The organism is Alphaproteobacteria bacterium (assembly GCA_041396705.1).
In the GTDB taxonomy this organism is placed as follows: Bacteria; Pseudomonadota; Alphaproteobacteria; order CALKHQ01; family CALKHQ01; genus CALKHQ01.
The window spans coordinates 21,642-48,095 of record JAWKYB010000018.1 but is presented as its reverse complement, the minus strand read 5'-3'; the positions used below and the strand labels follow the sequence as shown (position 1 = coordinate 48,095).

Annotated in this window: 25 protein-coding genes and 2 pseudogenes; 8 read left to right on the top strand and 19 right to left on the bottom strand. The window is 69.3% G+C overall.

The features are described 5' to 3' along the window. Nucleotides 1–3: 3 nt before the first annotated feature. The 5 genes from R3F55_21970 (at nt 4) to clpA (ending at nt 8,048) form a co-directional block, all read left to right on the top strand. Entirely contained in the window at nt 4–1,122 is a 1,119-nt protein-coding gene (locus R3F55_21970; protein MEZ5670051.1) for an efflux RND transporter periplasmic adaptor subunit, read from the top strand. Continuing rightward, nucleotides 1,119–4,391, top strand: a complete 3,273-nt coding sequence (locus R3F55_21965; GenBank protein MEZ5670050.1) for an efflux RND transporter permease subunit — start codon at nt 1,119–1,121, stop codon at nt 4,389–4,391. Before R3F55_21970 ends, R3F55_21965 begins: the two co-directional genes overlap by 4 nt. 161 nt (nt 4,392–4,552) lie before the next feature. Then, nucleotides 4,553–5,083 carry a phasin family protein gene (locus R3F55_21960; GenBank protein MEZ5670049.1) on the top strand — a complete coding sequence of 177 codons (531 nt, stop codon included), beginning with the start codon at nt 4,553–4,555 and terminating at the stop codon, nt 5,081–5,083. 294 nt (nt 5,084–5,377) lie between these two features. Further along, complete coding sequence (clpS, locus tag R3F55_21955) at nt 5,378–5,704, top strand: ATP-dependent Clp protease adapter ClpS (protein MEZ5670048.1); 327 nt, start codon at nt 5,378–5,380, stop codon at nt 5,702–5,704. A 7-nt stretch (nt 5,705–5,711) separates the two neighbouring features. Beyond that, nucleotides 5,712–8,048, top strand: coding sequence for an ATP-dependent Clp protease ATP-binding subunit ClpA (gene clpA / locus R3F55_21950; GenBank protein MEZ5670047.1), 2,337 nt, complete (start codon nt 5,712–5,714; stop codon nt 8,046–8,048). 72 nt (nt 8,049–8,120) lie between these two features. On the opposite strand, the gene R3F55_21945 is transcribed toward clpA, so the two are convergent. From R3F55_21945 to R3F55_21935, 3 genes are all read right to left on the bottom strand, one after another. Beyond that, nucleotides 8,121–8,384 (bottom strand): double zinc ribbon domain-containing protein, encoded by a 264-nt coding sequence (locus R3F55_21945; protein MEZ5670046.1) that lies wholly within the window; start codon nt 8,382–8,384, stop codon nt 8,121–8,123. A 9-nt stretch (nt 8,385–8,393) separates the two neighbouring features. After that, nucleotides 8,394–8,825: a hypothetical protein gene (locus R3F55_21940; GenBank protein MEZ5670045.1), complete on the bottom strand. Its 432-nt coding sequence runs from the start codon at nt 8,823–8,825 to the stop codon at nt 8,394–8,396. 176 nt (nt 8,826–9,001) lie between these two features. Further along, nucleotides 9,002–11,113, bottom strand: a complete 2,112-nt coding sequence (locus tag R3F55_21935; protein ID MEZ5670044.1) for a sodium-translocating pyrophosphatase — start codon at nt 11,111–11,113, stop codon at nt 9,002–9,004. Nucleotides 11,114–11,341: 228 nt separating this feature from the next. On the opposite strand from R3F55_21935, the gene R3F55_21930 reads away from it, so the two are divergent. Then, complete coding sequence (locus R3F55_21930; GenBank protein MEZ5670043.1) at nt 11,342–11,839, top strand: tetratricopeptide repeat protein; 498 nt, start codon at nt 11,342–11,344, stop codon at nt 11,837–11,839. A 176-nt stretch (nt 11,840–12,015) separates the two neighbouring features. Further along, complete coding sequence (locus R3F55_21925; GenBank protein MEZ5670042.1) at nt 12,016–12,519, top strand: hypothetical protein; 504 nt, start codon at nt 12,016–12,018, stop codon at nt 12,517–12,519. 17 nt (nt 12,520–12,536) lie between these two features. Here R3F55_21925 and R3F55_21920 read toward each other — a convergent pair whose 3' ends face one another. The 9 genes and pseudogenes from R3F55_21920 to rpiB form a co-directional block, all read right to left on the bottom strand. Then, nucleotides 12,537–13,010, bottom strand: coding sequence for a hypothetical protein (locus R3F55_21920; protein MEZ5670041.1), 474 nt, complete (start codon nt 13,008–13,010; stop codon nt 12,537–12,539). A 60-nt stretch (nt 13,011–13,070) separates the two neighbouring features. Further along, a complete protein-coding gene (thiL, locus tag R3F55_21915; GenBank protein MEZ5670040.1) occupies nt 13,071–14,048 on the bottom strand; it encodes a thiamine-phosphate kinase in 978 nt (325 codons plus the stop codon). Between the two features lie 15 nt (nt 14,049–14,063). Next, nucleotides 14,064–14,585 carry a transcription antitermination factor NusB gene (nusB, locus tag R3F55_21910; GenBank protein MEZ5670039.1) on the bottom strand — a complete coding sequence of 174 codons (522 nt, stop codon included), beginning with the start codon at nt 14,583–14,585 and terminating at the stop codon, nt 14,064–14,066. Beyond that, complete coding sequence (ribH, locus tag R3F55_21905; protein ID MEZ5670038.1) at nt 14,575–15,042, bottom strand: 6,7-dimethyl-8-ribityllumazine synthase; 468 nt, start codon at nt 15,040–15,042, stop codon at nt 14,575–14,577. The genes nusB and ribH overlap by 11 nt, the downstream gene beginning before the upstream one ends. Nucleotides 15,043–15,073: 31 nt before the next feature. Next, nucleotides 15,074–15,718 (bottom strand): riboflavin synthase, encoded by a 645-nt coding sequence (locus tag R3F55_21900; GenBank protein ID MEZ5670037.1) that lies wholly within the window; start codon nt 15,716–15,718, stop codon nt 15,074–15,076. A 9-nt stretch (nt 15,719–15,727) separates the two neighbouring features. Next, nucleotides 15,728–16,621: a bifunctional diaminohydroxyphosphoribosylaminopyrimidine deaminase/5-amino-6-(5-phosphoribosylamino)uracil reductase RibD gene (ribD, locus tag R3F55_21895; protein ID MEZ5670036.1), complete on the bottom strand. Its 894-nt coding sequence runs from the start codon at nt 16,619–16,621 to the stop codon at nt 15,728–15,730. A gap of 255 nt (nt 16,622–16,876) precedes the next feature. After that, a pseudogene (gene nrdR, locus R3F55_21890) lies at nt 16,877–17,320 on the bottom strand (transcriptional regulator NrdR). A gap of 45 nt (nt 17,321–17,365) precedes the next feature. After that, the gene (gene glyA, locus R3F55_21885; GenBank protein MEZ5670035.1) at nt 17,366–18,694 is read right to left on the bottom strand and encodes a serine hydroxymethyltransferase; all 1,329 of its coding nucleotides are present in this window, start codon (nt 18,692–18,694) and stop codon (nt 17,366–17,368) included. A gap of 5 nt (nt 18,695–18,699) precedes the next feature. Further along, nucleotides 18,700–19,164 (bottom strand): ribose 5-phosphate isomerase B, encoded by a 465-nt coding sequence (rpiB, locus tag R3F55_21880; protein MEZ5670034.1) that lies wholly within the window; start codon nt 19,162–19,164, stop codon nt 18,700–18,702. Between the two features lie 409 nt (nt 19,165–19,573). On the opposite strand from rpiB, the gene R3F55_21875 reads away from it, so the two are divergent. Continuing rightward, nucleotides 19,574–20,026 carry a MucR family transcriptional regulator gene (locus R3F55_21875; protein ID MEZ5670033.1) on the top strand — a complete coding sequence of 151 codons (453 nt, stop codon included), beginning with the start codon at nt 19,574–19,576 and terminating at the stop codon, nt 20,024–20,026. 123 nt (nt 20,027–20,149) lie between these two features. On the opposite strand, the gene R3F55_21870 is transcribed toward R3F55_21875, so the two are convergent. The 7 genes and pseudogenes from R3F55_21870 to R3F55_21840 form a co-directional block, all read right to left on the bottom strand. Next, nucleotides 20,150–21,337 carry a branched-chain amino acid ABC transporter substrate-binding protein gene (locus R3F55_21870; protein ID MEZ5670032.1) on the bottom strand — a complete coding sequence of 396 codons (1,188 nt, stop codon included), beginning with the start codon at nt 21,335–21,337 and terminating at the stop codon, nt 20,150–20,152. A 163-nt stretch (nt 21,338–21,500) separates the two neighbouring features. Continuing rightward, nucleotides 21,501–21,899: a hypothetical protein gene (locus tag R3F55_21865; GenBank protein ID MEZ5670031.1), complete on the bottom strand. Its 399-nt coding sequence runs from the start codon at nt 21,897–21,899 to the stop codon at nt 21,501–21,503. Further along, complete coding sequence (locus R3F55_21860; protein MEZ5670030.1) at nt 21,896–22,606, bottom strand: ABC transporter ATP-binding protein; 711 nt, start codon at nt 22,604–22,606, stop codon at nt 21,896–21,898. The genes R3F55_21865 and R3F55_21860 overlap by 4 nt, the downstream gene beginning before the upstream one ends. Before the next feature lie 19 nt (nt 22,607–22,625). After that, nucleotides 22,626–23,465, bottom strand: a pseudogene (locus R3F55_21855) (ATP-binding cassette domain-containing protein). Nucleotides 23,466–23,524: 59 nt separating this feature from the next. Further along, a complete protein-coding gene (gene livM, locus R3F55_21850; protein MEZ5670029.1) occupies nt 23,525–25,042 on the bottom strand; it encodes a high-affinity branched-chain amino acid ABC transporter permease LivM in 1,518 nt (505 codons plus the stop codon). A gap of 1 nt (nt 25,043) precedes the next feature. Next, nucleotides 25,044–26,015 carry a branched-chain amino acid ABC transporter permease LivH gene (locus R3F55_21845; GenBank protein ID MEZ5670028.1) on the bottom strand — a complete coding sequence of 324 codons (972 nt, stop codon included), beginning with the start codon at nt 26,013–26,015 and terminating at the stop codon, nt 25,044–25,046. A 180-nt stretch (nt 26,016–26,195) separates the two neighbouring features. Then, nucleotides 26,196–26,423, bottom strand: a complete 228-nt coding sequence (locus R3F55_21840; GenBank protein MEZ5670027.1) for a hypothetical protein — start codon at nt 26,421–26,423, stop codon at nt 26,196–26,198. Nucleotides 26,424–26,454 lie beyond the last annotated feature (31 nt).

The following is a 26,454-nucleotide window of genomic DNA, read 5'->3' as shown; positions in this document are numbered from 1 at the left end:
CCGATGAGACTTTCGCTGATCTTTGCCGGCGTTCTCGCCGTCGGCGCGGTGGCCTGGATCGGCTCGGGCGTGCTGATGGGCGGACCGGCCGAGACGGCGCCGACCGGCGCCTTCGCCACCGAAGCCGACGGCGCGGCAAACGAACCGGCACCGTTCCGCGTCCGCGTCGCCGACATGGTCGCCGAGCCCTATGTCGAAGAGGTCGCCCTGCTCGGCCACACCGCTGCGAACCGCTCGGTCACCATCGGCGCCGAGATCGCCGGCACCGTCGCCGAGATCCTGGTCGAGGAAGGCGCGGCGGTGGCGGCCGGAACCCCGTTGGCCCGCCTGTCCACCTACGACCTGGAGGCGCAGGTCGAACAGGCGCGCGCGCTGCTGGAGCAGCGGCGCATCGAGTACAATGCGGCGGCGCAACTGAGCCAGAGCGGCTATTCCGCCCGCACCCAGGTCGCCACCGCGCGGGCCAACCTGAACGCCGCCGAGGCGCAGGTCACCGCCTGGCAGCAGCAGCTGGACAAGACCACCATCACCGCCCCGTTCGACGGCCTGGTCAACAGCGTCGACGTCGAGCTCGGCAGCTATGTCCGCGAGGGCGACCAGGTCGCCATGCTGGTCGACCTCGACCCCATCGTCGTCGTCGTCCATGTGACCGAGCGCCAGATCGGCGAGGTCCATGTCGGTGCGGTGGCGAGCGTGCGGCTGATCACCGGCGTCGAGGCTGACGGCGTCATCCGCTACGTCTCGGCAATGGCCGACCCGTCCACCCGCACCTTCAAGGTCGAGATCGAGATCCCGAATCCCGACGGGTCGATCATCGACGGTCTCACCGCGGACGTGCGCATCGCCGGCCGGCAGATCATGGCGCACCGCATCAGCCCGGCGGTGATCGCGCTCGCCGACGACGGCACCATCGGCGTGCGCATCGTGGCCGAGGGCAACACCGTCGCCTTCGTGCCGATCGCCCTGCTCGGCGACACCACCGACGGCCTGTGGGTCGCCGGCCTGCCCGAGAAGGTGACGCTGATCACGGTCGGCCAGGAATACGTGTCCAGCGGCCAGGTCGTCGAGCCGGTCTACCAGCCGACGGCGGCACTGGACGACGGGCCGGACACCGCGTCATGAACGCGCTGATCGGGGCGGCGCTCAGCCACAGCCGCATGGTGCTGTCGACTCTGGCGCTGCTGCTGGTCGCCGGCTACGCCACCTATGTCGCGATCCCGAAGGAGAGCGACCCGGACATCAACATCCCGATCATCTATGTCTCGATGAGCCTGGAGGGCGTCTCGCCCGAGGACGCCGAGCGCCTGCTGGTCAAGCCGATCGAGCAGGAGGTGCGCAGCGTCGAGGGCCTGAAGGAGATGCGCTCGACCGCCTATCTCGGCGGCGCCAACGTCGTGCTGGAGTTCGAGGCCGGCTTCGACGCCGACCAGGCCCTGCTCGATGTGCGCGAGGACGTCGACCGCGCCAAGCCGAACCTGCCCGCCGAGGCCGACGAGCCGACCGTGAACGAGGTCAACCTCAGCCTGTTCCCGGTGATCACCGTCAACCTGCACGGCCCGGTGCCGGAACGGACCCTGCTGGCCGTGGCGCGCCGGCTGGAGGACGCCATCGAGGCCCTGCCCCCGGTCCTCAGCGTCGACATCGCCGGCGACCGCGAGGAGCAGGTCGAGGTGATCATCGACCCGGTGGTGGCGGAAAGCTATGGGCTGGCGGTCGACGAGCTGGTGACGATCGTCTCCAACTCCAACCGGCTGATCGCGGCGGGCCAGCTCGACACCGGCAACGGCCGCTTCGCCATCCGCGTGCCGGGCCTGTTCGAGAACCTGAACGACATCCTGACCCTGCCGATCAAGGTCGACGGCGACCGGGTCATCATGCTGCGCGACGTCGCCACCGTGCAGCGCACGTTCAAGGATCCGCAGAGCTATGCCCGCATCAACGGCGAGCCGGCGGTCGGCCTGGAGGTGGTGAAGCGCAGCGGCGAGAACGTCATCGAGACCATCGAGATGGTCAAGGCGACCGTGGCGAGCCTGCGCGAGTTCATCCCCGAGACGGTCGAGATCACCTATTCCGGCGATTCCAGCCAGGACATCCGGCGCATGCTGGACGACCTGCAGAACAACATCATCAGCGCCGTGCTGCTGGTGATGATCGTCATCGTCGGCGCGCTCGGCATCAAGTCCGGCCTGCTGGTCGGCGTCGCCATCCCCGGCTCGTTCCTGACCGGCATCCTGGTGCTGGCGATCATGGGCCTGACCGTCAACATCGTGGTGCTGTTCGCGCTGATCCTCGCCGTCGGCATGCTGGTCGACGGCGCCATCGTGGTCACCGAATACGCCGACCGCAAGCTGGCCGAGGGCTATACCCGCAAGCAGGCCTACGGCGCAGCGGCCAAGCGGATGGCGTGGCCGATCATCGCCTCGACCGCCACCACCCTGGCCGCCTTCCTGCCGCTGCTGTTCTGGCCTGGCATCGTCGGCGAGTTCATGCAGTACCTGCCGATCACCCTGATCGCCACGCTCAGCGCCTCGCTGGCGATGGCGCTGATCTTCGTGCCGACGCTGGGCGGCGTGCTCGGGCGCCAACGGGTGAAGATGGACGAGGCCAAGGTCGCGCAGATGAAGCTGCTGTCGGGCGACGACCCGTCGACCGACATCGAGGCGGCGCTGCGCTCGGTGAAGGGCTTCACCGGCGGCTATGTGCGCGTCCTGCGCGGCGCCCTGCGCCACCCGGGCAAGATCCTGATCGCCGCCGTGCTGGCGCTGGTCGGGGCGCAGATGGCCTATGGCACCTTCGGCCGCGGCGTCGAGTTCTTCCCGTCGATCGAGCCGGAGCAGATCAGCCTGCAGGTCAAGGCGCGCGGCAACCTGTCGGTCGACGAGCAGGATTTCCTGGTCGCCGAGGTCGAGGACATCGTCCTGGACGTGGCGGCCGAACGCAACGAGATGGCTTCGGTCTATACCCGCAGCGGCGGCCAGGGGCAGAGCCAGGACGCGGCCGAGGACGTCATCGGCATCATCGCCATCGAGTTCGTCGAGTGGGACCGGCGCCGGTCGGCCCGCGAGATCGAGCACGAGATCCTGGAGCGCGCGTCCGAACTGGCCGGCATCACCGTCGAGGTGCGCGAGCAGGAGGCCGGGCCGGCCGCCGGCAAGCCGGTGCAGATCCAGATCGCCTCGCAATATCCCGAGCTGATCGAGCCGACCGTGGTCATGCTGCGCGACCGGATGGAGCGCACGCCCGGGCTGATCGACATCGAGGACAGCCGGCCGCTGCCCGGCGTCGAATGGGAGCTGACCATCGACCGCGCCCAGGCCGCCAAGTTCGACGCCAGCATCGCCCAGATCGGCAGCCTGATCCGGCTGGTGACCAACGGCCTGCGCTTCAGCGAATACCGCCCCGACGATGCCGACGACGAGGTCGACATCGTCGCGCGCTACCCGGTGGCCGACCGCAACCTGTCGATGCTCGACCGCATCCGCATCCAGACCAATGCCGGCCTGGTGCCGATCTCGAACTTCGTGGTGCGCAGCGCCGAGCCGCGGGTCGGCACGCTGGCGCGCACCGGCGGGGTGCGGGTGATGACCGTCAAGGCCGACATCGACCCGGCCGCCGTCGACGCCCGCGGCAACCCGCTGCTGGCCACCGACATGATCAACGCGATGAAGGACTGGCTGGCCGACGCCCAGATCGACCCGCGGGTCGAGGTCAGCTTCCAGGGCGAGGACGAGGACCAGGCCGAGGCGCAGGCGTTCCTGACCAGCGCCTTCGGCATCGCGCTGTTCATCATGGCGATCATCCTGGTCACCCAGTTCAACAGCTTCTACAGCGCGTTCCTGATCCTGTCGGCGGTGATCATGTCCACCGTCGGCGTGATGCTGGGGCTGCTGCTGACCAACCAGCCGTTCGGCATCGTGATGAGCGGGGTCGGCGTCATCGCGCTGGCCGGCATCGTGGTCAACAACAACATCGTGCTGATCGATACCTACGACCAGCTGCGCAAGACCGTGACCAATCCGATGCACGCCATCCTGCTGACCGGCGCCCAGCGCCTGCGGCCGGTGATGCTGACCACCGTCACCACCATCCTCGGCCTGATGCCGATGGTGCTGCAGGTCAACATCGACTTCGCCGCGCGCAGCCTGTCGGTCGGCGCGCCGTCGACCCAGTGGTGGGTGCAGCTGTCGACCGCGATCGCCTTCGGCCTGACCTTCGCCACCGTGCTGACTCTGATCGTCACGCCCTGCGCCCTGCTGGCGCGCGAGAACGTACGCGGCTGGCGGGCCCGCCGCCGCGAGCGCCGGGACGCCCGGCGCGCCGCCGCCGGCCGGACGCCGGCGCAGCAGCAGGACGGCTGGACCGCGGAGCCGCTGCCCGAGGCCGCGGAGTAGCGACGCCGCCGGCGGGCGGCAGCGCCGGCGCCGTCACGATTGTGCAATGCACAACCGGCCTTGACTCCTCCCGCTGTGCTGCCTACATTTCACCCGATGCTGCAATGCAGCAACGCGGGTGCGAAACGCCCCGCGGGACATTCACGACATCGGAGGTGGATATGAGCACCAAGGCCAAGGGCGAGCCCACGGCCGCGAAGAAGGCGGGCGACGCGATCAAGACCGAGGCGGTCGAGATCGAGTCGGCGATGCAGGCCGGCGCCGAGGCGGTGGAAGCCGCGGTCGAGCGGGTGGTCGAAGCCTCGCAGGCGCAGGTCGAGAAGGCCGGCGCGATGGTCGCAGGCAACCTCGACGCGATGACCCGGACCGGCCAGGGCACGATGGAGAGCCTGCTGCAGGCCGGCACCTCGCTGGCCAAGGGCGTCGGCGAGATGAACCGGGCGGTCTTCGCCTTCGCGCAGAGTTCGCTCGCCGCCAACTTCAACGCCGCCAGGCAGATGATGACCTGCGCCAGCGTGAAGGAGGCGATGGACATCCAGGCGAGCCACATGAAGGCCAGCTTCGACAGCCTGCTGGCCGAGGGCGGCAAGATCGGCGAGATCGCCAGCGCCACCCTGACCGAGACGATGGCGCCGATCGGCCGCGAGCTGAAGGCCGGCTTCGGCCGCGCCATGGGCCCGCAGTCGGTCTGAGCCCGCTCCGCCGCGTCCGGGTGCCGGCCGCCGCGCCGGCCCCCCGCCGCGATTTGACCTGGCCACGCGCCCGCCATATTTGGCGGGCGTGATGCTTTCTGCTGTCCGCATCGGCGCCGGCCGGCGGCGGTGCGCCGCCTCCGGATTCGCGGCCGGCCCGCGAATTCAATGCTTCACGCGACGGCGGGCGATCCCATATGATTGCAGGGTCGGTCAGGCAGTCGGGCGGGTCGCTTCGCGACTGGAGGACGATCGCCCGCCAGCGCCCCCATCCGCCGAAGGGATTGAGTGACGATGAGCGACGAGGTGCGACGGGGTGACGGCGATCCGGGAACCGGCGTGGTGGTCCGGATCAAGCCGAAAACGAAGAAGCCGTCTCTTTACAAGGTGTTGATGCTCAACGACGACTATACGCCGATGGAGTTCGTCGTGCACATTCTGGAGCGCTTCTTCAACAAGACCCGCGAGGAGGCCACGGAAGTCATGCTGCACGTGCACCGTCGCGGCGTCGGCATCTGCGGCGTCTACACCTACGAGGTGGCCGAAACCAAGGTGACGCAGGTCATTGAGTTCGCGCGGCAGCACCAGCATCCTCTGCAGTGCACGTTGGAGAAGGAATAGCGGCCCGATGCTGTCACGCAACCTGGAACAGACCCTGCACCGTGCGCTCGCCCAGGCCAACCAGCGCCGGCACGAATACGCCACGCTGGAGCACCTGCTGCTGGCGTTGACCGAGGACCAGGATGCGGTTGCCGTGTTCCGCGCGTGCGGGATCGACCTGCAGCGCCTGCGCGACGAGCTGTCGAACTACATCGAGAACGACCTTGCCTATCTGGTGACCACCCGCGGCGAGGACGCCAAGCCGACATCCAGCTTCCAGCGCGTGCTGCAGCGCGCCGCCATCCACGTCCAGTCCTCCGGCCGCGAGGAGGTGACCGGCGCCAACGTGCTGGTCGCGATCTTCTCCGAGCGCGAGAGCCACGCGGTATTCTATTTGCAAGACCAGGACATGAGCCGGCTGGACGCCGTGAACTACATCTCGCACGGCATCGCCAAGGTGCCGGGGCAGTCGGAGCAGCGGCGGGTTTCGGGCTCCGACGACGAGTCGCGGGAGGAGAAAGCGAGCAAGAAGGGCGAAGAGGCGCTGAGCACCTATTGCGTCAACCTCAACGAGAAGGCCGCGGCCGGCCGGATCGATCCGCTGATCGGCCGCGAGAGCGAGGTCGAACGCACCATCCAGATCCTGTGCCGGCGCCAGAAGAACAACCCGCTCTATGTCGGCGAGCCCGGCGTCGGCAAGACCGCGATTGCCGAGGGTCTCGCCCGCCGCATCGTCAAGGGCGAGGTGCCCGACGTGCTGAAGCCGGCGATCATCTACCAGCTCGACATGGGCGCGCTGCTGGCCGGCACCCGCTATCGCGGCGACTTCGAGGAGCGGCTGAAGGCGGTGGTATCGGAGCTGGAGCAGAAGCCGCATTCGGTGCTGTTCATCGACGAGATCCACACCGTGATCGGCGCCGGCGCCACCTCCGGCGGCGCGATGGACGCGTCGAACCTGCTGAAGCCGGCGCTGGCCAGCGGCTCGCTGCGCTGCATCGGCTCGACCACCTACAAGGAATACCGCAACTATTTCGAGAAGGACCGGGCGCTGGTGCGCCGGTTCCAGAAGATCGACGTCAACGAGCCCTCGGTCGACGACACGGTCAAGATCCTGCGCGGGCTGAAGCCCTACTACGAGGAGCACCACAAGGTCCGCTATACCGACGACGCGATCCGCACGGCGGTGGAGCTGGCCGCGCGCTACATCAACGACCGCAAGCTGCCCGACAAGGCGATCGACGTGATCGACGAGGTCGGCGCCGCCCAGATGCTGGTGCCGCCGTCGCGCCGGCGCAAGACAATCGGGGTCAAGGAGATCGAGGCGGTGGTCGCCAAGATCGCCCGCATCCCGCCGAAGAACGTCACCCGCGACGACAAGGCGATCCTGAAGAACCTGGAGCGCGACCTGAAGCGCATGGTCTATGGCCAGGATCAGGCGATCGACGCCCTGGTCAGCGCCATCAAGCTGGCCCGCGCCGGCCTGCGCGAGCCGGAGAAGCCGATCGGCAACTACCTGTTCTCCGGCCCCACCGGCGTCGGCAAGACCGAGGTGGCGCGCCAGCTGGCCGCCGCACTGGGGGTCGAGATCAAGCGCTTCGACATGTCGGAGTACATGGAACGGCATTCGGTCTCGCGCCTGATCGGCGCGCCGCCGGGCTATGTCGGCTTCGACCAGGGCGGGCTGTTGACCGATGCGGTCGACCAGCACCCGCACTGCGTGCTGCTGCTGGACGAGATCGAGAAGGCCCATCCGGACCTGTTCAACATCCTGCTGCAGGTGATGGACCACGGCAAGCTGACCGACCACAACGGCAAGACGGTCGATTTCCGCAACGTCATCCTGATCATGACCACCAACGCGGGCGCGGCCGACCTCGCCAAGCCGGCGATCGGCTTCGAGCGCAGCGTGCGCGAGGGCGACGACAAGGAGGCGATCGAACGCATGTTCTCGCCGGAGTTCCGCAACCGGCTCGACTCGGTGATCCCGTTCGCCCACCTCAGCGAGGAGGTGCTGTCGCGGGTGGTCGACAAGTTCGTCATGCAGCTCGAGGAGCAGCTGCTCGACCGCAACGTCACCATCGAGATGAGCGACAAGGCGCGCCACTGGCTGTCGGTCAAGGGCTACGACCGGCTGTTCGGCGCCCGCCCGCTCGGCCGGGTGATCCAGGAGAATGTGAAGAAGCCGCTGGCCGACGAGCTGCTGTTCGGCGAACTGACCAACGGCGGCGTCGTGTTCGTCGACCTGGACGAGAAGGCAGACAAGCTCGCGTTCCGCTTCGACCAGGCCAAGGAGCCGGCCAAGAAGCCGCGCAAGGGCCCGGACCGCGGCTCGGCCGAGCGCAAGGAGCCGGAATTCGTCGAATAGCGCCGGTACTTCCGCCGGACAGCGAGAGGGCCCGCGCTGCGGGCCCTTCTTGCATCGGCGGGCGCCGCCGCCTTACTGCATGAAGACGTTGATCGCGACCGCCGCCACGAAGGCGGCGACAAACAGCCCGACGATCAGCGGGATCTTCCAGCGCAGCTCGTTGCCGCGGCGGGCGCCGCAGGCATGGCAGGCCGCGTCGCCCACCGGGGTCTGCGCCCGGCAGGCGGTGCAGATGCGCCGCGCCGCCGCCTTGTCGCGGCCGCAGCCGGCGCAGACCTTGCCCGGGTCGCTTGCCGCACAGAACGGGCAGGCGATCATCTGAAGTTCGGCGTTCATGCCGTCGGCCTATGCGGCGGCGCCGGCCAGCGCAGCCTCGATCTCCTGGCAGTGGCGCCGGTTCTCCTTCATCCCCATGCGGTGGAACTTGGCGATGAACGGCTTGGCGTCGTCGCGGATGCGGATGTGGGTGAACAGGCCGCCGGTCTTGGCTTCCACCGCCGGCATCGCATCGCGGTCGTATTCCAGCACCTCCAGCACCTCGGCCTTGCCGCCCTTGACGCGCAGCACGACGAAGCGGCGGTCGGTCAGCGCGACAAGATATTCCTTGGTCAGCAGCGCGACCGCGATCACGCCCGGCAGCACGGCCAGCGCGCACAATCCGATGATCAGCCCGATATGCGGCTGCTTCACGCCATAGGCGAAGTTGACCAGGCGCTCGCCGTCCTGCAGGTGCGGCGTGATGGCCGCGACCGCGACCTCGTCCTTGTAGCGTGCCATTGGCTTGCTCCCATGTCTGCCAATTCGTGTTGTCGGCGCGATGATGCCGTCGGCGGGTTGTTATCGCCTTAAGTCGGCACGGGTGCGGAGCAACGGCGGCTTTTCCGCGGCACGGCAAAGAAAAGGCCCGGCCGCGCGGGCGGCCGGGCCTGTCGGGTGCGCGCCGTGGCGCGGGGTCAGTGCGCCAGCACCGCCAGCAGCAGCAGGGCGACGATGTTGGTGATCTTGATCATCGGGTTGACGGCCGGGCCGGCGGTGTCCTTGTAGGGATCGCCGACCGTGTCGCCGGTCACCGCGGCCTTGTGCGCCTCGGAGCCCTTACCGCCCAGATTGCCGTCCTCGATGTACTTCTTGGCGTTGTCCCAGGCGCCGCCGCCGGCGGTCATCGAGATCGCGACGAACATGCCGGTGACGATCACGCCCAGCAGCATCGCGCCGAGCGACGAGAACGCGGCTTCCTTGCCGCCGATGCCCAGCATGATCAGGAACAGCACGATCGGGGCCAGCACCGGCAGCAGCGACGGCACGATCATCTCGCGGATCGCCGCCCGGGTCAGCATGTCGACGGCGCGCCCGTAGTCGGGCTTGCCGGTGCCTTCCATGATGCCCGGGATTTCCTTGAACTGGCGCCGGACCTCCTGCACCACCGAGCCGGCGGCACGGCCGACCGCGGTCATGCCCATCGCGCCGAACAGGTAGGGCAGCAGGCCGCCGACCAGCAGGCCGACCACCACATAGGGGCTGCTCAGCGAGAAGTTGACCGTGACGCCCTGGAAGTAGCTGTACAGCTCCTCCGACGCGTTGCCGGCGAAGTAGGTCAGGTCGGAGGTGTAGGCCGCGAACAGCACCAGCGCGCCGAGGCCGGCCGAGCCGATGGCATAGCCCTTGGTCACCGCCTTGGTGGTGTTGCCGACCGCGTCCAGCGCATCGGTGGTCTTGCGGACGTCGTCTTCCAGTTCCGCCATCTCGGCGATGCCGCCGGCGTTGTCGGTCACCGGGCCATAGGCGTCGAGCGCGACGACAAGGCCGGCGAGCGCCAGCATCGAGGTGACCGCGATGGCGATGCCGAACAGGCCGCCGAGCAGATAGGTGGCCAGGATGGCGGCGCAGATGATGATCGCCGGGATCGCCGTCGCCTCCATCGAGATGGCGAGACCCTGGATCACGTTGGTGCCGTGGCCGGTGGTCGATGCGTTGGCGACCGAGCGGACCGGACGGAAGCTGGTGCTGGTGTAGTATTCGGTCACCCACATGATCAGGCCGGTGACGACCAGGCCGATCACGGCACAGAGGAACAGCTCGAAGCCGGTGGTGCCGCCCAGGCCCTCCAGCGCGCCGAAGCCGATCGTGATCCAGACCATGACCGCGATGCCGACCAGCGAGATCGCGGCAGCGACCGCGAATCCCTTGTACATGGCCGCCATGATGTTGTTGGAAGCGCCGAGCTTGACGAAGAAGGTGCCGACGATCGAGCCGAGGATGCAGACGCCGCCGATCGCAAGCGGCAGCTGCATCGCGCTGAGGCGCAGTTCCGGCGCGCCGAGGAAGAAGATCGACGCCAACACCATGGTCGCCACCACGGTGACGGCATAGGTCTCGAACAGGTCGGCCGCCATGCCGGCGCAGTCGCCGACATTGTCGCCGACGTTGTCGGCGATCACGGCCGGGTTGCGCGGGTCGTCCTCCGGGATGCCGGCCTCGACCTTGCCGACCAGGTCGGCGCCGACGTCGGCGCCCTTGGTGAAGATGCCGCCGCCGAGACGCGCGAAGATCGAGATCAACGAGGCGCCGAAGCCGAGCGCGACCAGCGCGTCGATCATCGTGCGGTCCGCCACCGACGACAGCTCGAGCACGCCATAGTAGATGGTCACGCCGAGCAGGGCGAAGCCGGCGACCAGCATGCCGGTGATCGCGCCGGCCTTGAACGAGATGTCCAGCCCCTGGGCCAGGCCGTGGCGTGCGGCCTCGGTGGTGCGCACGTTGGCGCGCACCGAGATCAGCATGCCGACATAGCCGGCCAGGCCCGACAGGATCGCGCCGACCAGGAAGCCGATGCCGACCCAGATGCCCAGCAGGAACGTCACCACCACGAAGATGACGACGCCGACGATCCCGATGGTCAGGTACTGGCGGTTGAGATAGGCGCGCGCCCCCTCCTGGATCGCGCCCGCAATCTCCTGCATGCGCTGGGTGCCCGCGCTCGACGACAGGACCACACGGCCCGTGTAGATGCCGTATGCGATGGCCATCAGACCGAACACTATGACCAACCAATAGGCCACCGTCATAACCCGTTATCCCTCGCTGCTGTACGATTTGGCGATTGCGCGCGTTGCCTGGCGGGATGTGCGACGCGAACTCCATCGCGGAGCGCGCGGACATTGCCAGAATCGATGCCGCAGTGCAACAATCCGTGGCCGGCGGGCCATACGACATCATGGCGGCTTCGCAAATTGACCTTTCGTCGCATTTGCGCCACCGTCAACCGGTAACTACGAGAGTCGAGTGTAGGAAAAATGACGCGATCGAACCCGCGCACCCGTCGATTGCGGCTGCAGGCCGCCGTGGTCCTGGCCGTGGCCGTTGCGGCCGGCCAGCAGGCCTTCGCCCAGCAGGCCCATGCCCCGCTGTCGGTCTGGCAGGGCAGCGCCGCCAACACCGACGAAGCGATCGCGCTGCATAATCAAGGGTACGCATACGCGCGGCTGGGCTATTACCTGCCGGCGATCCAGGCCTATGACGCGGCGCTGGCGCTGGCGCCGAACTGGGCTTCGCTCTATGCCAACCGGGCCATGGCCTATCGCCAGATCGGCGAGCCGGAGAAGGCGCTGGGCGATGTCCGCCGCTCGATCGAGATCGACCCGGCGATGGGCCGGAAGTGGCAGGAATGGATGACCGAGCTGGGATTCTATGCCGGCACGATCGACGGCGTGGTCGGCCCGCAGACCAACGAGGCGCTGGCCCGCTGGGCCGGGCTGCCGGCGACCGCGGCGCAGCCGGCGGCCAGCCGCTAGTCTACCGGGTGGCGCCGCCACCTGCCGCCGGCACATGCCCGGCGACCATGACGGGCGGATGAGCGTTTCTTCCTCCAACGCCGGCGGCGGATCGACTATACCTGGACCTGCCGAATCGGTGCGTGCCGGCCGAAGGGCCGTCCCCCGTGTGTGCCGCAACCAGATCTAGGCCGATCATGTCCGCCCTGCGAGCAGCCATCGCGCTTGTCGCCCAGCTCGGAATCGCCGCAACGGCGGCCGGCCAGCAGGCGGATTCCGGGGAACCCGACCCGCTCGATGCACCCGCGGTGGCCAGCAGCGGCCCGGTCGCGCCGTTGCCGCCGGACGGTCCGTCCGAGGTCGCCGGGCTGGGCGTGATGTCCTGCGCGGCGGTGAACCAGCGCTTCACCATCAATTTCCGCTACTACCAGTCGATCGGCATGGACGCGGAGACCGCCTACTGGACCAGCTTCCAGGGCATGCTGCACTGGGCGCTGGGCTACATGAGCCACCGCAACCTGGTGCTGGCCCAGGCCGATGCGGCGGTGGTCGACCTGCAGCCGCTGGGGTTCGATCACGCGCACCAGCTCGAATTCCTGCGCGACTGGTGCGTGCAGAACCCGGCGCTGACGTTCAACGACGCGGTCGAGGCGCTGTTCGCCCAGTTGGCCTTTCCCCGGCAGGGTCCGCGCGGTCAATAGGCGCGGCCGGGCCGGCCTCAGGTGCCGGGCTCCTGCACCCAGTCGGCAATCAGGTGGGCGTCGACGATCATGCCGTCGCCGAACATGTGCCGCGCCACGCGCAGGATCACGCCCTTCATCTCCTCGGTGTCGATCGGCGGCAGGCCGCGCTCCGAGCGATAGGTGAACAGCTCGCGCAGCGCCAGGGTCAGCCTGTCGAGCAACTTGGGCCAGTGGTGATCGACCAGCGGCCCCGCCTCCGCCGTCACCTCCAGCGCCAGGTCGACATAGACCACCTCGTAGTCCAGGCCGTTGCGGATGACGGATACGCCGAGATCCTTGATCTCGGTGAACACGGTGCCGGTCGGCGGCAGGTTCGGATCGACCGCGGGCTCTTCCTCCGCCGGCGGCTCGACGCCGAGCAGCGGGTCGAGCTGACCCGTCATGTAGGCCCCTGCCCCGCCCGCAATCAGCAGGATCGGCAGGCCCAGCATGAGCTTTTTCTTCTTCATCGGCAGTGCGGTCCGTGGTCCGTCGACCACCATGGCCCGCCAGCCTCAACATCGGGTAAATCAAAAGTGGCGAAAGCCGGTGCGCTGGATCGACAGCGGCGCGCCGTCGCGGTCGAGCACCGTCACGCCGCCGGCCGCGGTCATCCGGCCGATCTCGGCCACCGGCGTGGCCGCCGCAGCCGCCGCGCGCAGTACGTCGTCGCGCCGCGCCGGCGGCGCCGTGAACAGCAGCTCGTAGTCGTCGCCGCCGCCGAGCACGTCCGCCATCAGGTCGGGCTCGTCGGCCAGCAGCCGGGCGGCGGCGTCGGACACCGGAATGGCGGCGGCGCGCAGCTCCGCCCCGCAGCCCGACTGCGCGACGATGTGGCCGAGGTCGCCGACCAGGCCGTCCGACACGTCCATCGCCGCGCTGGCGACGCCGCGCAGGGCGCGGCCGAGCGCCAGCCGCGGCGTCGGCCGCTGCAGCCGGGCGACGAGCTGCGCCAGCCCGACCAGGTCGGCGGCGACGCCGGTCCCGGCCAGGCGCAGCGCCAGCGCTGCGTCGCCGATGGTGCCGGAAACGAAGACCAGGTCGCCTGGGCGGGCGGTCGAACGGCGCAGCGCCTGGCCGTGCGGCACCGTGCCGAGGGCGGTGAGCGTCAGCGTCAGCGGACCGGCCGTGCGGGTGGTGTCGCCGCCGGCCAGCAGGATGCCGTAATCGCGCTGCATGGCGCCGAGGCCGGCGGCGAAGCGCTCCAGCCAGGCGTCGGGCGGCACAGCGTGCCAGCTGGTCGCCAGCAGGTAGTGGGCGGGATCGGCGCCCATGGCGGCCAGGTCGGACAGGTTCACCGCCAGCAGCTTGTGGGCGATGGCGTCCGCCGGGTCGGCGTCGAGGAAATGGGTGCCGGCCACCATGGTATCGCAGGTCGCCACCAGGTCGGTGCCCGCGGGCGGCGGCGGCAGGACGGCGGCATCGTCGGCGAGCGCCAGCGCCCCCGGCCCGGCCAGGGGCCGGAAGAACCGCTCGATCAGGTCGAACTCGCCGCGCGGTTCGTCCATCGTTGCGTCCGCCGCTCAGTCGGCGGCGGGCCGGTCCGACGCGCCCGCCTCCAGTTCCTCGGGCCGCAGCGCCCGCGCGATGGCATCGAGCACGCCATTGACCATCGCCGGCTCGCGCTCGGTGAAGAAGGCGTGGGCGACGGCCAGATACTCGCCGATGACCACGCGCACCGGGATGTCGGGCAGGTCGGCGATCTCGAACGCGGCCGCGCGCATGATCGCGCGCAGCAGCGGCTCCAGCCGCGGGACGGTCCAGCCCTCGGCCAGCACCGCGCTCAGCATGTCGTCGACGTCGTCGCGTACCAGCGAGACGCCGCGCACCACGCGCTCGAAATGCTCGCGGTCGGCCGCGCGATATTGCACGCCGTCCACGGCCTCCTGCAGCCGGTGGGCGACGAAATCCTCGATCACCGCCTCGGAGTCGGCTTCGGTCACGTCGATCTGATACAGCGCCTGCACCGCGGCGAGGCGGCCGGTGGTGCGCGCGCGCCGCTGGCGCTTCGGGCGGTCCGCAGACGCCTCCGGCTCAGTCGTCATCGTCGAGCCCGAAGGTCTTGCGCAGCGCGACCATGCGCAGGCACGCCTCGGCCGCGCGCCCGCCGACGTTCTTGCTGCCGTCGGGGTCGGCCCGCCTGCGCGCCTGATCGCCATTCTCACAGGTCAGCACGCCGAAGCCGATCGCCAGGCTGGCGGTCAGGGCCAGGTCCTGCAGGCCGCGCGCGGCCTGCTCGCAGACATAGTCGTAGTGGCTGGTCTCGCCGCGGATCACGCAGCCGAGTGCGACATAGCCGTCGAACGCCGGCCCGACGCCGGTGGCCGCACCGCGCGCGGCCATGCCGATGGCCCCCGGCAGCTCGAACGCGCCCGGCACGTCGACGCTCTCCCAGGTCGCGCCGGCGGCCTCCAGCGCGCGCACCGCACCGGCGTGCATCGCTGCCGCGATGTCCTTGTAGAACAAGGCCTCGACGATGAGGATGTGGGGCTTGTCGGCCATGCGAGCGGGCTCCGCGGGACGGGACGCGACCTTAGTCGGCCGACCCGCCGGTGGCAATGGGCGGCAGGAGCGCGCGGTCGGCGGTGCCGAGCCGGGCGGCATAGCGGGCCAGCATGTCGACCTCGACGTTGACCCGGTCGCCTTCCGCGCGATCGGCGAAGGTGGTGTGGGCCAGCGTATGCGGGATGATGTTCACGCCGAACACCGTGGTGCCGTCGCGCCGGTCCTCGACCTCGTTGACGGTCAGCGAGACGCCGTCGAGCGCCACGCTGCCCTTGGCGGCGATGAACCGGCCGAGGGCCGGGGCGACGCGGAAACGGAAGCGCTGGCTGTCGCCGTCGGCCTCGCGGCCGACCACGACGGCGGTGCCGTCGACATGGCCGGTCACATAGTGGCCGCCCATCTCCGCGCCGACCGTCAGCGAGCGCTCCAGGTTCAGCCGGGTGCCGACCGCCCAGGCCGCCGCGGTGGTCAGGTCCAGCGTCTCGCGCGAGGCCTCGACGGCGAACCAGCCCGTACCCTTGTCGACCACGGTGAAGCAGGGCCCGCTCAGCGCGATCGAGGCGCCGAGCGCGATCCGCGCGGTGTCGTAGGCGGTCTCGACCTCGAAGCGGGTGACGCCGCCCGGCACGATCTTCCGCACCCGGCCGATATCGGTGATGATGCCCGTGTACATCGGCGTGACTTATCGCCGTCGGCGAAAGACTTCCAGCCTGTCGTCGCCGGCCGCCGCACTTTCTGCCGCGACGAAACGCGGGGCCGCGGCCAGGCCGGCGAGATCGAGGCCGCCGAACGCCGGGCGGCCTTCGGCGCCGATCACGATCGGCGCGCGGTGGCAGTGCAGTTCGTCGACCAGGTCGGCGCGCAGCAGCGCGGCCACCAGCGTGCCGCCGCCCTCGATAAGCAGCCGGGTGATGCCGCGCTCCGCCAGCAGGCGCAGGGCCGCTCCGGGGTCGACCCGGCCGTCCGGTCCGGCCGCGCTGCGCATCACGACGACGCCGTCACCCTCCAGCGCCGCAAGCCGGTCCTGCGGCGCACGCGCGGTGCAGATCAGCCAGGTCGGCGTCGCATGCGCGGTCCGCACCAGCCGGCAGCCGCGGGCGATGGCGGCGCCGCTGTCGAACACGATGCGCACCGGCGCGGCGCCGGCCAGGCCCGGCAGGCGGCAGTCCAGCATCGGGTCGTCGGCCGCCGCCGTGCCGCGGCCGACGGCAATGGCGTCATGGCCGGCGCGCGCCAGATGGCCGCGGGCGCGAGCCTCGGCGCCGGTGATCCACCGGCTCTCGCCGCCAGCGGTCGCGATCCGCGCGTCCAGGTTGTGGGCCGACTTCACCGTCACCACCGGCCGGCCGGCGGGCAGTTCAGCAGATAATCCCCGGTTCAGCGTTGCCGCGGCGTCGGCCAGCAGGCCGACGTCGACGCGGATGCCGGCGTCACGCAGCCGCGCGATGCCGTTGCCGGCGACGCGCCCGTCCTGTCCGCCATCGCCACCACCGCGCGACCGATGCCGGCCGCGACCAGCGCGTCGGCACAGGGCGGGGTGCGGGCCGTGGTGGCTGCACGGTTCCAGGCTGGACATAGGCGGTGGCACCTGGATTCGGTCCGGCGCGATCGCGCGGGCCCGCGCCAGCGCCTTCGGGTCTCGCGTGGCTGGCCGCCCGGCTGGTCCAGCCGACGCCGAGCAACTGCGCCGCCGGCGACCAGAATGCAGCCGACGGCAGGGTTTGGGGCGACGTTGCCGAGGCTGCGCACGGCCAGCGCCAGCGCATGGCGCATGAAGCGCGCGTCGAATGCCAGGTCGGCGTCGGTCACCGACGTCGATCGGCGCGAACTCGGTATCGATGAAGTCCTCGAAGTCGCGCGCTTCCCGAAATTGGTGGTAGACCGACGCGAAGCGCACATAGGCGACCTGGTCGAGGCTGCGCAGCGCGTCCATCACGCACTCCCCGATCATCTCCGAGCTGATCTCGGACTCGCCGGAGCTCTCCAGCCGGCGGACGATGCCGTTGACGATGCGGCTCGACGCGGTCGCGGGCTCCACCGGCCGCTTGCGCAGCGCGATGTGGATCGACCGCTCCAGCTTGTCGCGGTCGAACGGGGCGCGGTGGCCGTTCTTCTTGATCACGGTCAGTTCGGCGCAGCCGGGACCCCGCTCGAAGGTGGTGAAGCGTGCCCCGCAGTTGATGCAGAACCGGCGCCGGCGGATGGCGGCGCCATCCTCCGTCGGCCGGGAATCCTTCACCTGCGTCTCAATATGACCGCAGAACGGGCATCGCATACGATAGCTCTCCGGGAGGCCGAATCGAGTCGCCGGCGCCTATCTTCACACAACTTGCCCATAGATCGGGAATCGGGCGCACAGCGCCAGCACCTTGCCGCGCACCGCCGCCTCGACCGCAGGGTTGCCCTCGGGCGCGCCGCGCAGGCCGTCCAGCACCTCGCCGATCAGCCGGCCGACCGTGCGGAACTCCTCGACCCCGAACCCGCGCGTGGTCGCGGCCGGCGAGCCGACGCGGATGCCCGAGGTCACCGTCGGCTTCTCCGGGTCGAACGGCACGGCGTTCTTGTTCACGGTGATGCCGGCACGGCCCAGCGCGTCGGTGACCACGTTGCCGGTCAGGCCTTTCGGACGCAGGTCGACCAGGGCCAGGTGGGTGTCGGTGCCGCCGGTCACGATGTCCAGCCCGCACTCGACCAGCGCCTCGCCCAGCGCGCCGGCGTTGGCGACGACCGCCGCGGCATAGTCGCGGAACGCCGGCTGCAGCGCCTCGTGGAACGACACCGCCTTGGCGGCGATCACGTGCATCAGCGGCCCGCCCTGCAGGCCTGGGAAGACGGCGGAGTTGATCTTCTTCGCCAGGTCCTCGTCGTCGGTCAGGATCATGCCGCCGCGCGGGCCGCGCAGCGTCTTGTGCGTGGTGGTGGTGACCACATGGGCATGCGGCATCGGGTTGGGGTGGGCCCCGCCGGCGACCAGCCCGGCGAAGTGCGCCATGTCGACCATCAGATAGGCGCCGACGCTGTCGGCGATCTGCCGGAAACGGGCGAAGTCGATCTGCCGCGGATAGGCCGAGCCGCCGCAGATGATCAGCTTCGGCCGGTGCTGCTCGGCCAGCGCGGCCGCCTCGTCGTAGTCGAGCAGCCCGTCCTGCCGGCGCACGCCGTACTGCACCGCCTCGAACCACTTGCCCGACAGCGCGGGGCGGGCGCCGTGGGTCAGGTGGCCGCCTGCGGCCAGCGACATCCCCAGGATGGTGTCGCCCGGCTTGACCAGCGCCAGCAGGACCGCGCCGTTGGCCTGGGCGCCGGAATGGGGCTGCACGTTGGCGAAGCCGCACCGGAACAGTGACTTGGCCCGGTCGATCGCCAGTTGCTCGGCAATGTCGACCACCTCGCAGCCGCCATAGTAGCGGCGGCCGGGATAGCCCTCGGCGTATTTGTTGGTCAGCACCGAACCCTGCGCCGCCAGCACCGCCTCGGACACGATGTTCTCCGACGCGATCAGCTCGATGCCCTGCTGCTGGCGCCGCAGCTCGCCATCGAGCACGCGTGCGATCTCGGGGTCCACGGCGGCGACCGCGGAGACGGAGTCCTGTCGCGGGCCCTGCTCGAGCCAGTGGGCGGCCTGCGCGGCCAGTTCGGTAGCGGTCATGATGTTCAGTTGTCCATTCCCTGTTCGATAGGGCCCGGCAGGCCCGCCAGCTTGTCGACCCTGCGCGTGTGGCGGCCGCCGGCGAAGGCGGTGGCGAGGAACGCGTCGACGCAGTCGAGCGCGACGGCGTCGCCGACCAGCCGCGCGCCGAGCGCCAGCACGTTGGCGTCGTTGTGCTCCCGGCATAGCCGCGCCGATGTGACATCGTGGCACAGCGCCGCGCGCACATGGGCGAAGCGGTTGGCCGCGATCGAGATGCCGATCCCGCTGCCGCAGACCAGGATGCCGCGCTCGCTGCTGCCGTCGCCGAGCGCGCGGGCCATCCGCGCCGCATAGTCGGGGTAGTCGACGGAGTCCGCCCCGTGCGTGCCGAGGTCGGCCACGGCATGGCCGGCCGCCTGCAGATGGTCGACAATCCGCTGCTTCAGGTCGACGCCGGCGTGGTCGCTGGCGATGGCGATCGGCTTCATCGTTGACGTCCTGGCGGAGGGGCGCGATGGCGGCCCGGCGGGGGTTGCCTAACACAGCGCGCCGCGGGCGAAAACCTGAAACGGCACACTGCGGCGGCCGCGGCGTCCGCAAGCAATGCATCCCACCGGCTGTAGTGTAACCGGTGCGGATTACACGCTGGGATGGCAATCCAGGCGCAATTCTCGGTCCGGTTCGTCAGTCGGCGACGCTTTGCTTAAAATCGTGTCACAATTTCGCCCAGATTCGAATTCCAGCGGCACGCTGTGAATAACCTGCACTGGTCGCGACTGCGCATCTGCATCCGGATTTACCATAACGGCAAATATCGCCAGAAGTGGTTTGACACGAGAACATCAAGACGTATAGACACTTGCCTGACCTCGTCGACTACTAAGGAACCTTCTGACCATGGCTGATGAACCTGCCGCGCAGGCGGATCGTAGCGCCGACCTGGCAATGACGGCGGAAATCGTGAGCGCCTATTTGCGCAACAACGTCCTGCCCGCGGCACAAGTCCCCGACATCATCCGCTCTGTTTACGAGACGCTGAACAGCCTCGACACCACCCAGGTGACCGAAGAGCAGGAGCAGCAGAAGCCGGCGGTGCCGGTGCGTCGTTCCGTGCGCCCGGACTACATCATCTGTCTCGAGGACGGCAAGAAGCTGAAGATGTTGAAGCGCTACCTGCGCACCACTTACGACATGACGCCGGAGCAATATCGGGCGAAGTGGGACCTGCCGCCGGACTACCCGATGGTGGCGCCGAACTACGCGGCCCAGCGCTCGGAGTTCGCCAAGAAGATCGGGCTCGGCAAGTCGCGCACCACCGCCAAGCGCGGTCGCGGCAAGGCGAAGACCTGATCGCTTCGGCGCGCGCCGGCCGATCGCTCGACCGGGGGCACCACTGCAGAAATAAAAGCGGCCTGGCGATCTGCTCGCCAGGCCGCCTCGCTTTTGTTGCCCGGCGAAACCGGGCCGACAGGCCTACTGGGCGCCTTCGAGCGCGGACACCCGTGCCTCGAGCTCCTCGATCCGAGCGAGCAACGCTTCGAGCGACAGCTCGGCGCCGCCGGCGGCCGGCAGTTCGGCGTAGGTACCGCCGCTCCACCCATACCAGACATAGGCCGGCTGCTGGATGTCGCCCTTGTCGTTGAACGACAGCGTGCCGATCACGGTCTCGAACGAGTTGCCGTGCAGGGCCGCCTCGACCGCGTCGAGGTCGGTGGAGCCGGCGATTTCCGCCGCCTTCGCGAACACCTGGACCGCGGCATAGGTGTACAGCGTGTAGCCTTCCGGCTCATAACCGCCGGCCCGGAAGTTCTCCACGACGGCCGCTGCGGTCTCGAAATTGCGCGGGTCGGGGCCGAAGGTCATCAGCACGCCCTCGCCGGCGTCGCCGGTGATCGCCCAGAACTCGTCGGTGACCAGTGCGTCGCCGGAAATCAGCTGGGTCGACATGCCCTGGTCGCGCATCTGGCGCAGGATCAGGCCGGCCTCGGTGTGGTAGCCGCCGACATAGACGACGTCGATCGCGGCGTCCTTCAGTGCGGTCACCAGCGCGGTGTAGTCCTGCTCGCCGGCGGTGTAGGCCTCGTACATCACGTTGCTGATGCCGCGACCTTCCAGCGTCTTCAGCGTCTCGTCGGCCAGCCCCTTGCCATAGGCGGTCTTGTCGTGGATCACCGCGATGTTGGCGCCGGCGTAGTTGTCGGCGATGTAGTTGCCGGCGACCTGGCCCTGCTGGTCGTCGCGGCCGCAGACGCGGAACACGTTGGAGCGGCCGTTCTCGGTCAGCTGCGGGTTGGTCGAGGCCGGGGAGATCTGCAGGATCCCCTCCTCCGCGTAGACCTCGGAGGCCGGGATCGACGAGCCCGAGCAGAAGTGGCCGGCGACGAAGATCACGCCCTCGCCGACGAAGTCGTTGGCGACCGCGACCGCCTGCTTCGGATCGCAGGCATCGTCGCCGATCTTCAGTTCGAGCTGCTCGCCGAGCACGCCGCCGGCGGCGTTGAGGTCGGCCACCGCAGCCTCGGCGCCGCGCTGCATCTGCTCGCCGAACGCGGCATACTGGCCGGTCATCGGGCCGGCGGTCGCGATCACGATCTCGGCCTGCGCCGCCGCAAAGGCGCCGGTGACGGCCACGAGGGCCGTCGACAGCAACAGTCTACGCATCAGCACTCACTCCCTGGTTGTTGGCACGCCGCCGGATCGGGCCGGCCGCGCGGGCGCGCGCGGCGCCCCTGACCCTGGCTCTTACACGAAGGCGGACGGAACTGGCAACTGGCGCCCAGGCCCGCCGTGCCGCCGTCGCCGGCGGCGCCGCGGGCGCCACCGCTCAGCCCCGATGCCGCCAGCCGAACGGGCCGGTGCGCTCATAGAGCCAGGGATACTGGCGCACCATCAGCGAAGCCCGTGTCGAATAGTAGGCCACGAACGCGAAGAACAGGCAGCTGGCCAGGGCGACGAAATAATAGGCGTCGAAACCGAGGGAGACGCCCTCGTCGGTCCAGAAGATGTCCAGGATCATGTAGAAGCGGTCCCAGACGATGGCGTGCGCCATGAACCGCTCGCCGACGGCCAGCAACGCGCAATAAAGCGCCAACCGGCCCAGCGACGCCCAGCCGCGCGCCACCGAGGCCCCGGTCATGAAGGCCAGGAACCCGAACAGGATCACGGTCACCACGATCAGCGTGGTCACGTCGAAATAGAACTGGATGCCGGACGGCACGCTCAATGCCCTCCCTCGAGATAGGCGGCGCGCACCTCCTGGTTGGCCAGCAGCTCCGCCCCGGTCCCGCTCAGCGTGATCTGGCCATTGACCATGACATAGCCGCGATGGGCGAGCCGCAGCGCGTGAAACGCGTTCTGCTCGACCAGCAGCACGGTCACGCCCTGGTCGCGGTTGATCTCGCCGATTACCTCGAAGATCTGGCGCACGATCATCGGCGCCAGCCCGAGCGACGGTTCGTCGAGCAGCAGCAGCCGCGGCCGGCTCATCAGCGCGCGCCCGATCGCCAGCATCTGTTGCTCGCCGCCGGACAGCGTGCCGCCGCGCTGGTTGCGCCGGTCGCGCAGCCGCGGGAACAGGTCGTAGACGCGATTAAGGTCGGCCTCGAAATGGGCCGGGTCGCCCAGCGTCGCGCCCATCTGCAGGTTCTCGTAGACCGTCATCCGCGGGAACACGCGCCGCCCCTCGGGCGACTGCGCGATGCCCATCGCGACGATCTCGTGGGTCGGTCGGCGGGTGATGTCCTGGCTTTCGAACAGAATGCGGCCGGCCGCCGCGCGCGGACTGCCGCACAACGTCATCAGCAGGGTGGTCTTGCCGGCGCCGTTGGCCCCGATCAGCGTGACGATCTCGCCCTTGTCGACCGCCAGGTCGACGCCGCGCAGCGCCTCGATGCGGCCGTAGAAGGTGTGCAGCCCCTCGATCTGCAGCATCATCGCGCGCGTCCTCCGGCATGGCCAGGTCGGCGGCCACCGGCGGCGGCAACGGCTCGCTCTCCTCCTCGCCGAGATAGGCCCGGATCACGTTCGGGTCGTTGCGGATCGCCTCCGGGGTGCCGTCGGCGATCTTGCGGCCGTAGTCCAGCACGACGACGTGGTCGGAGATGCCCATCACCACGCTCATGTCGTGCTCGATCAGCAGCAGGCCGATGCCGTCGTCGTCGCGGATCGACAGCAACAGCTCGTTGAGGTCGGCGCTCTCGCGCGGGTTGAGGCCAGCCGCAGGCTCGTCCAGGCACAGCAGCGCAGGCTCGGTGCACATCGCCCGGGCGATCTCCAGCCGCCGCTGGCCGCCATAGGGCAGGTTGCCGGCATCCCAGTCGGCGCGCTCGGTCAGTCCGGTGCGGTCCAGCCAATGGCGCGCCCGTTCGACCGCGTGACGCTCGGCATTGCGATAGCGCGCCAGGCCGATGAGCCCGGCCACGGTGAAGCTTGAGGCGTGCATCAGCTTGTTGTGCTGGGCGACGATCAGGTTCTCCAGCACCGACATCTGCGGGAACAGCCGGATGTTCTGGAAGGTGCGCGCGACCCTTGCCTCGCCCGCGATGCGGAACCCCTCCATCCGCTCCAGCAGGTAGTGGCCGCCGTCGCGGCGCTGCAGGCTGAGCCGGCCCGAGGTCGGGCGATAGAAGCCGGTCAGGCAGTTGAACACGGTGGTCTTGCCGGCGCCGTTCGGGCCGATGATGGCGGTGATCTGCTGCTGGCCGGCGGTGAACGAGACGTCGTCGACCGCGACCAGGCCGCCGAACTGCATGGTCAGGTGCTCGACGATCAGCAGCGGATCGACCTGCATCCCCGCCGGCTGCGCCGCCGGGTCGGTGACGCCGGGGCGCGCTGCGACGTCGGCGCCGTTCACGCGCGGGCCCCCGGCGTGCCGCGCGGGTGCAGCCTGATGGTCGGCTCGCGGTGGGCGAGCAGTCCGCGCGGCCGCCACACCATGATCAGCACCATGCCGATGCCGAAGGCCAGCATGCGGTACTGGTCGAGCTCGCGGAACCACTCCGGCAGCAGGATCACCAGCACCGCTGCCAGCACGATGCCGAGCTGGCTGCCCATGCCGCCGAGCACGACGATCGCCAGGATCAGCGCGGACTCGATGAAGGTGAAGCTCTCCGGGCTGATGAAGCCCTGGCGGGTGGCGAAGAACGAGCCGGCGAAGCCGCCGAACATGGCGGCGATGGCGAAGGCGGTCAGCTTGGTGTTGCGCGGGTTGATGCCGAGCGAGCGGCAGGCGATCTCGTCCTCGCGCAGCGCTTCCCAGGCCCGGCCCAGCGGCAGCCGGCGGATGCGCATGGTGAACAGGTTGGTGATCAGCGCCAGCAGCAGGATCAGGTAGTAGAGGAACACCACCCGGTGCACGCCCTCGAACTCGATCCCGAGCCACTGGTGGAAGGCCACCTCGCCTTCCGCCGGTTCGCGGTCGAAGACGTAGCCGAAGAAGCTGGGACGCGGGATGCCGGACAGGCCGTCGGGGCCGTTGGTGAACGAATACCAGTTCTGCAGCACCACCCGGATGATCTCGCCGAAGCCGAGCGTGACGATGGCGAAATAGTCGCCGTGCAGCCGCAGCACCGGAAAGCCGAGCAGCACGCCGGCGGTCGCGGCCAACACGCCGGCCAGCGGCAGGCAGGCCCAGAAGCCCCAGCCGAAATGCAGCGCCAGCAGCGCATAGGAATAGGCGCCGACGGCATAGAAGGCGACATAGCCGAGGTCGAGCAGCCCGGCGAGACCGACGATGATGTTCAGGCCCCAGCCAAGCATCACATAGGTCAGCAGCAGCACGCCGAGGTCGATGGCCTTGCGGTCCATCTGAAGGCCGTCGCCGCCCAGCCACGACTCCAGCCCGGTGAGCCAGGGAAAGGCCAGGGCCAGCAACAGTGCGACGGGGCCGATCACCCGGTTCGACCGCTGCAGGCCGGCGGCGACCCGGTCCATCACCTCCGACGAGCTGGTGCCGCCGGGCGTCGCCACGCGCCAGCTGGCGGCAAAGGCGACGACGAATGCGCCGATCACCAGCAGCCAGCCGACCGCCTCGTTCCACAGCGGCACCGTGTCGGTCAGCATGTTGAAGAGGAAGGCGGCGAACACGATCCAGGCCAGCACCGCGACCGGCAGGGCCATACCCAGGCGCACCAGGTTCAGCCCGATGCGCCCGACGAACACCGCGATCACCGCGGCGACCACGTCGGTCATGCGGTTGTTCAGCAGCGGCCAGCCGCGCTCGGTGACGCTGGACGTGGTCTCGAAGCCGACCATCGGCAGCGCCAGCGCCAGCGTGACGCCGGCGATGATCAGCGCGTCCTTCAGCACAGCGGGCCATTCCACCGGCCGGGCCGGCGGACGGCCGGCGGTCGCCGCTGCGTCCGCCATCTCAGACCTTCTCGATCTGCGGCTTGCCGAGCAAGCCGGTCGGCCGGAAGATCAGCACCGAGACCAGGATCGAGAACACGGCCACATCCTTGTACTCCACCGAGACATAGGCCGACCAGAACGCCTCGATCAGGCCGATCAGCAGCCCGCCGAGCATCGCGCCGGGCAGCGAGCCGATGCCGCCGAGCACGGCGGCGGTGAACGCCTTCACGCCGATGATGAAGCCGTCGTAGAAGTCGATCGCGCCGTAGTAGAGCACGGCCATCATGCCGGCCACCGCGGCCAGCGCCGCACCCATCACGAAGGTGATCGAGATGGTGCGGTCGACGTTGACGCCCAGCAGCGCGGCCATGGTCTTGTCCTGCTCGCAGGCGCGCTGGGCGCGCCCCAGCGCGGTGCGGGTGATGATCAGCGTGAAGCCGATCATCAGCGCGATCGTGACCAGGATGATGAAGATCTGCAGGTAGTTGACCACGACGGTGAAGCCGTCGTCGCGGGTCATCAGCACGAAGCCCATCTGCACGGTGTCGCCGGACTGCGCGGCCTGTGCGCTCCATTCGTTGGCGATCGGCTGCAGCGCGCGCGGCCGCGCGCCCTGCACCAGCTGCACGTAGTTCTGCAGCGCGATCGACATGCCGATGGCCGAGATCAGCGGCGCCAGCCGGAACGACCCGCGCAACGGCCGATAGGCGATCCGTTCCACCGACCAGCCGTAGAGCCCGGTGAACACCATCGACAGCGCCAGCACCAGCAGCAGCGCCAGCAGGATGCCGCCCACGTCGCCCAGCAGCCCCAGCGATCCGGCGATCGCGATGCCGATGAACGCGATGAACGAGCCGATCATGTAGATGTCGCCGTGGGCGAAGTTGATCATCCCGATGATCCCGTAGACCATCGTGTAGCCGATCGCCACCAGCCCGAAGAAAGCCCCCAGCGTCGTGCCGTTGATCAGCTGCTGGACAAAATTCTCCATCCGCCCCCCAGGTTCGCCGTGCGCGCCCCTTGTTCTGTCGGCGGGACGTCGTGCGGCGCAAGCCTCGGCCTTGATTAGCCGAGCGCCGCAAGGGTCACAAGACCGTAATGGCGACAATCGCGATTCAATCGACGGCGGTTTGCGGCCCTTTCGGATACCGCGGACGCCCGTGGGCGGGACTCAGAGGTCCCAGCCCGATTGCGTCGGCATCGGCTTCGCGGCAGTGCGGGCGTTGGCCCGGCCGAGCTTGCGCCGCGCGATGCGCTTCAGCATCTCGATCGCGTGCTGGGGGCCGACCACGGTCACCTCGGCCAGCGTGCGCGGGTCGACCGCCGCCACGCGCACGTTGTTGCCAATGGCCACGAATTCGTACAACACGTGGTCGGGACCGTCGTCCGGCGCCGTCATCCCGCCAGCCCGCCTTTGCGATCGCCCGCGG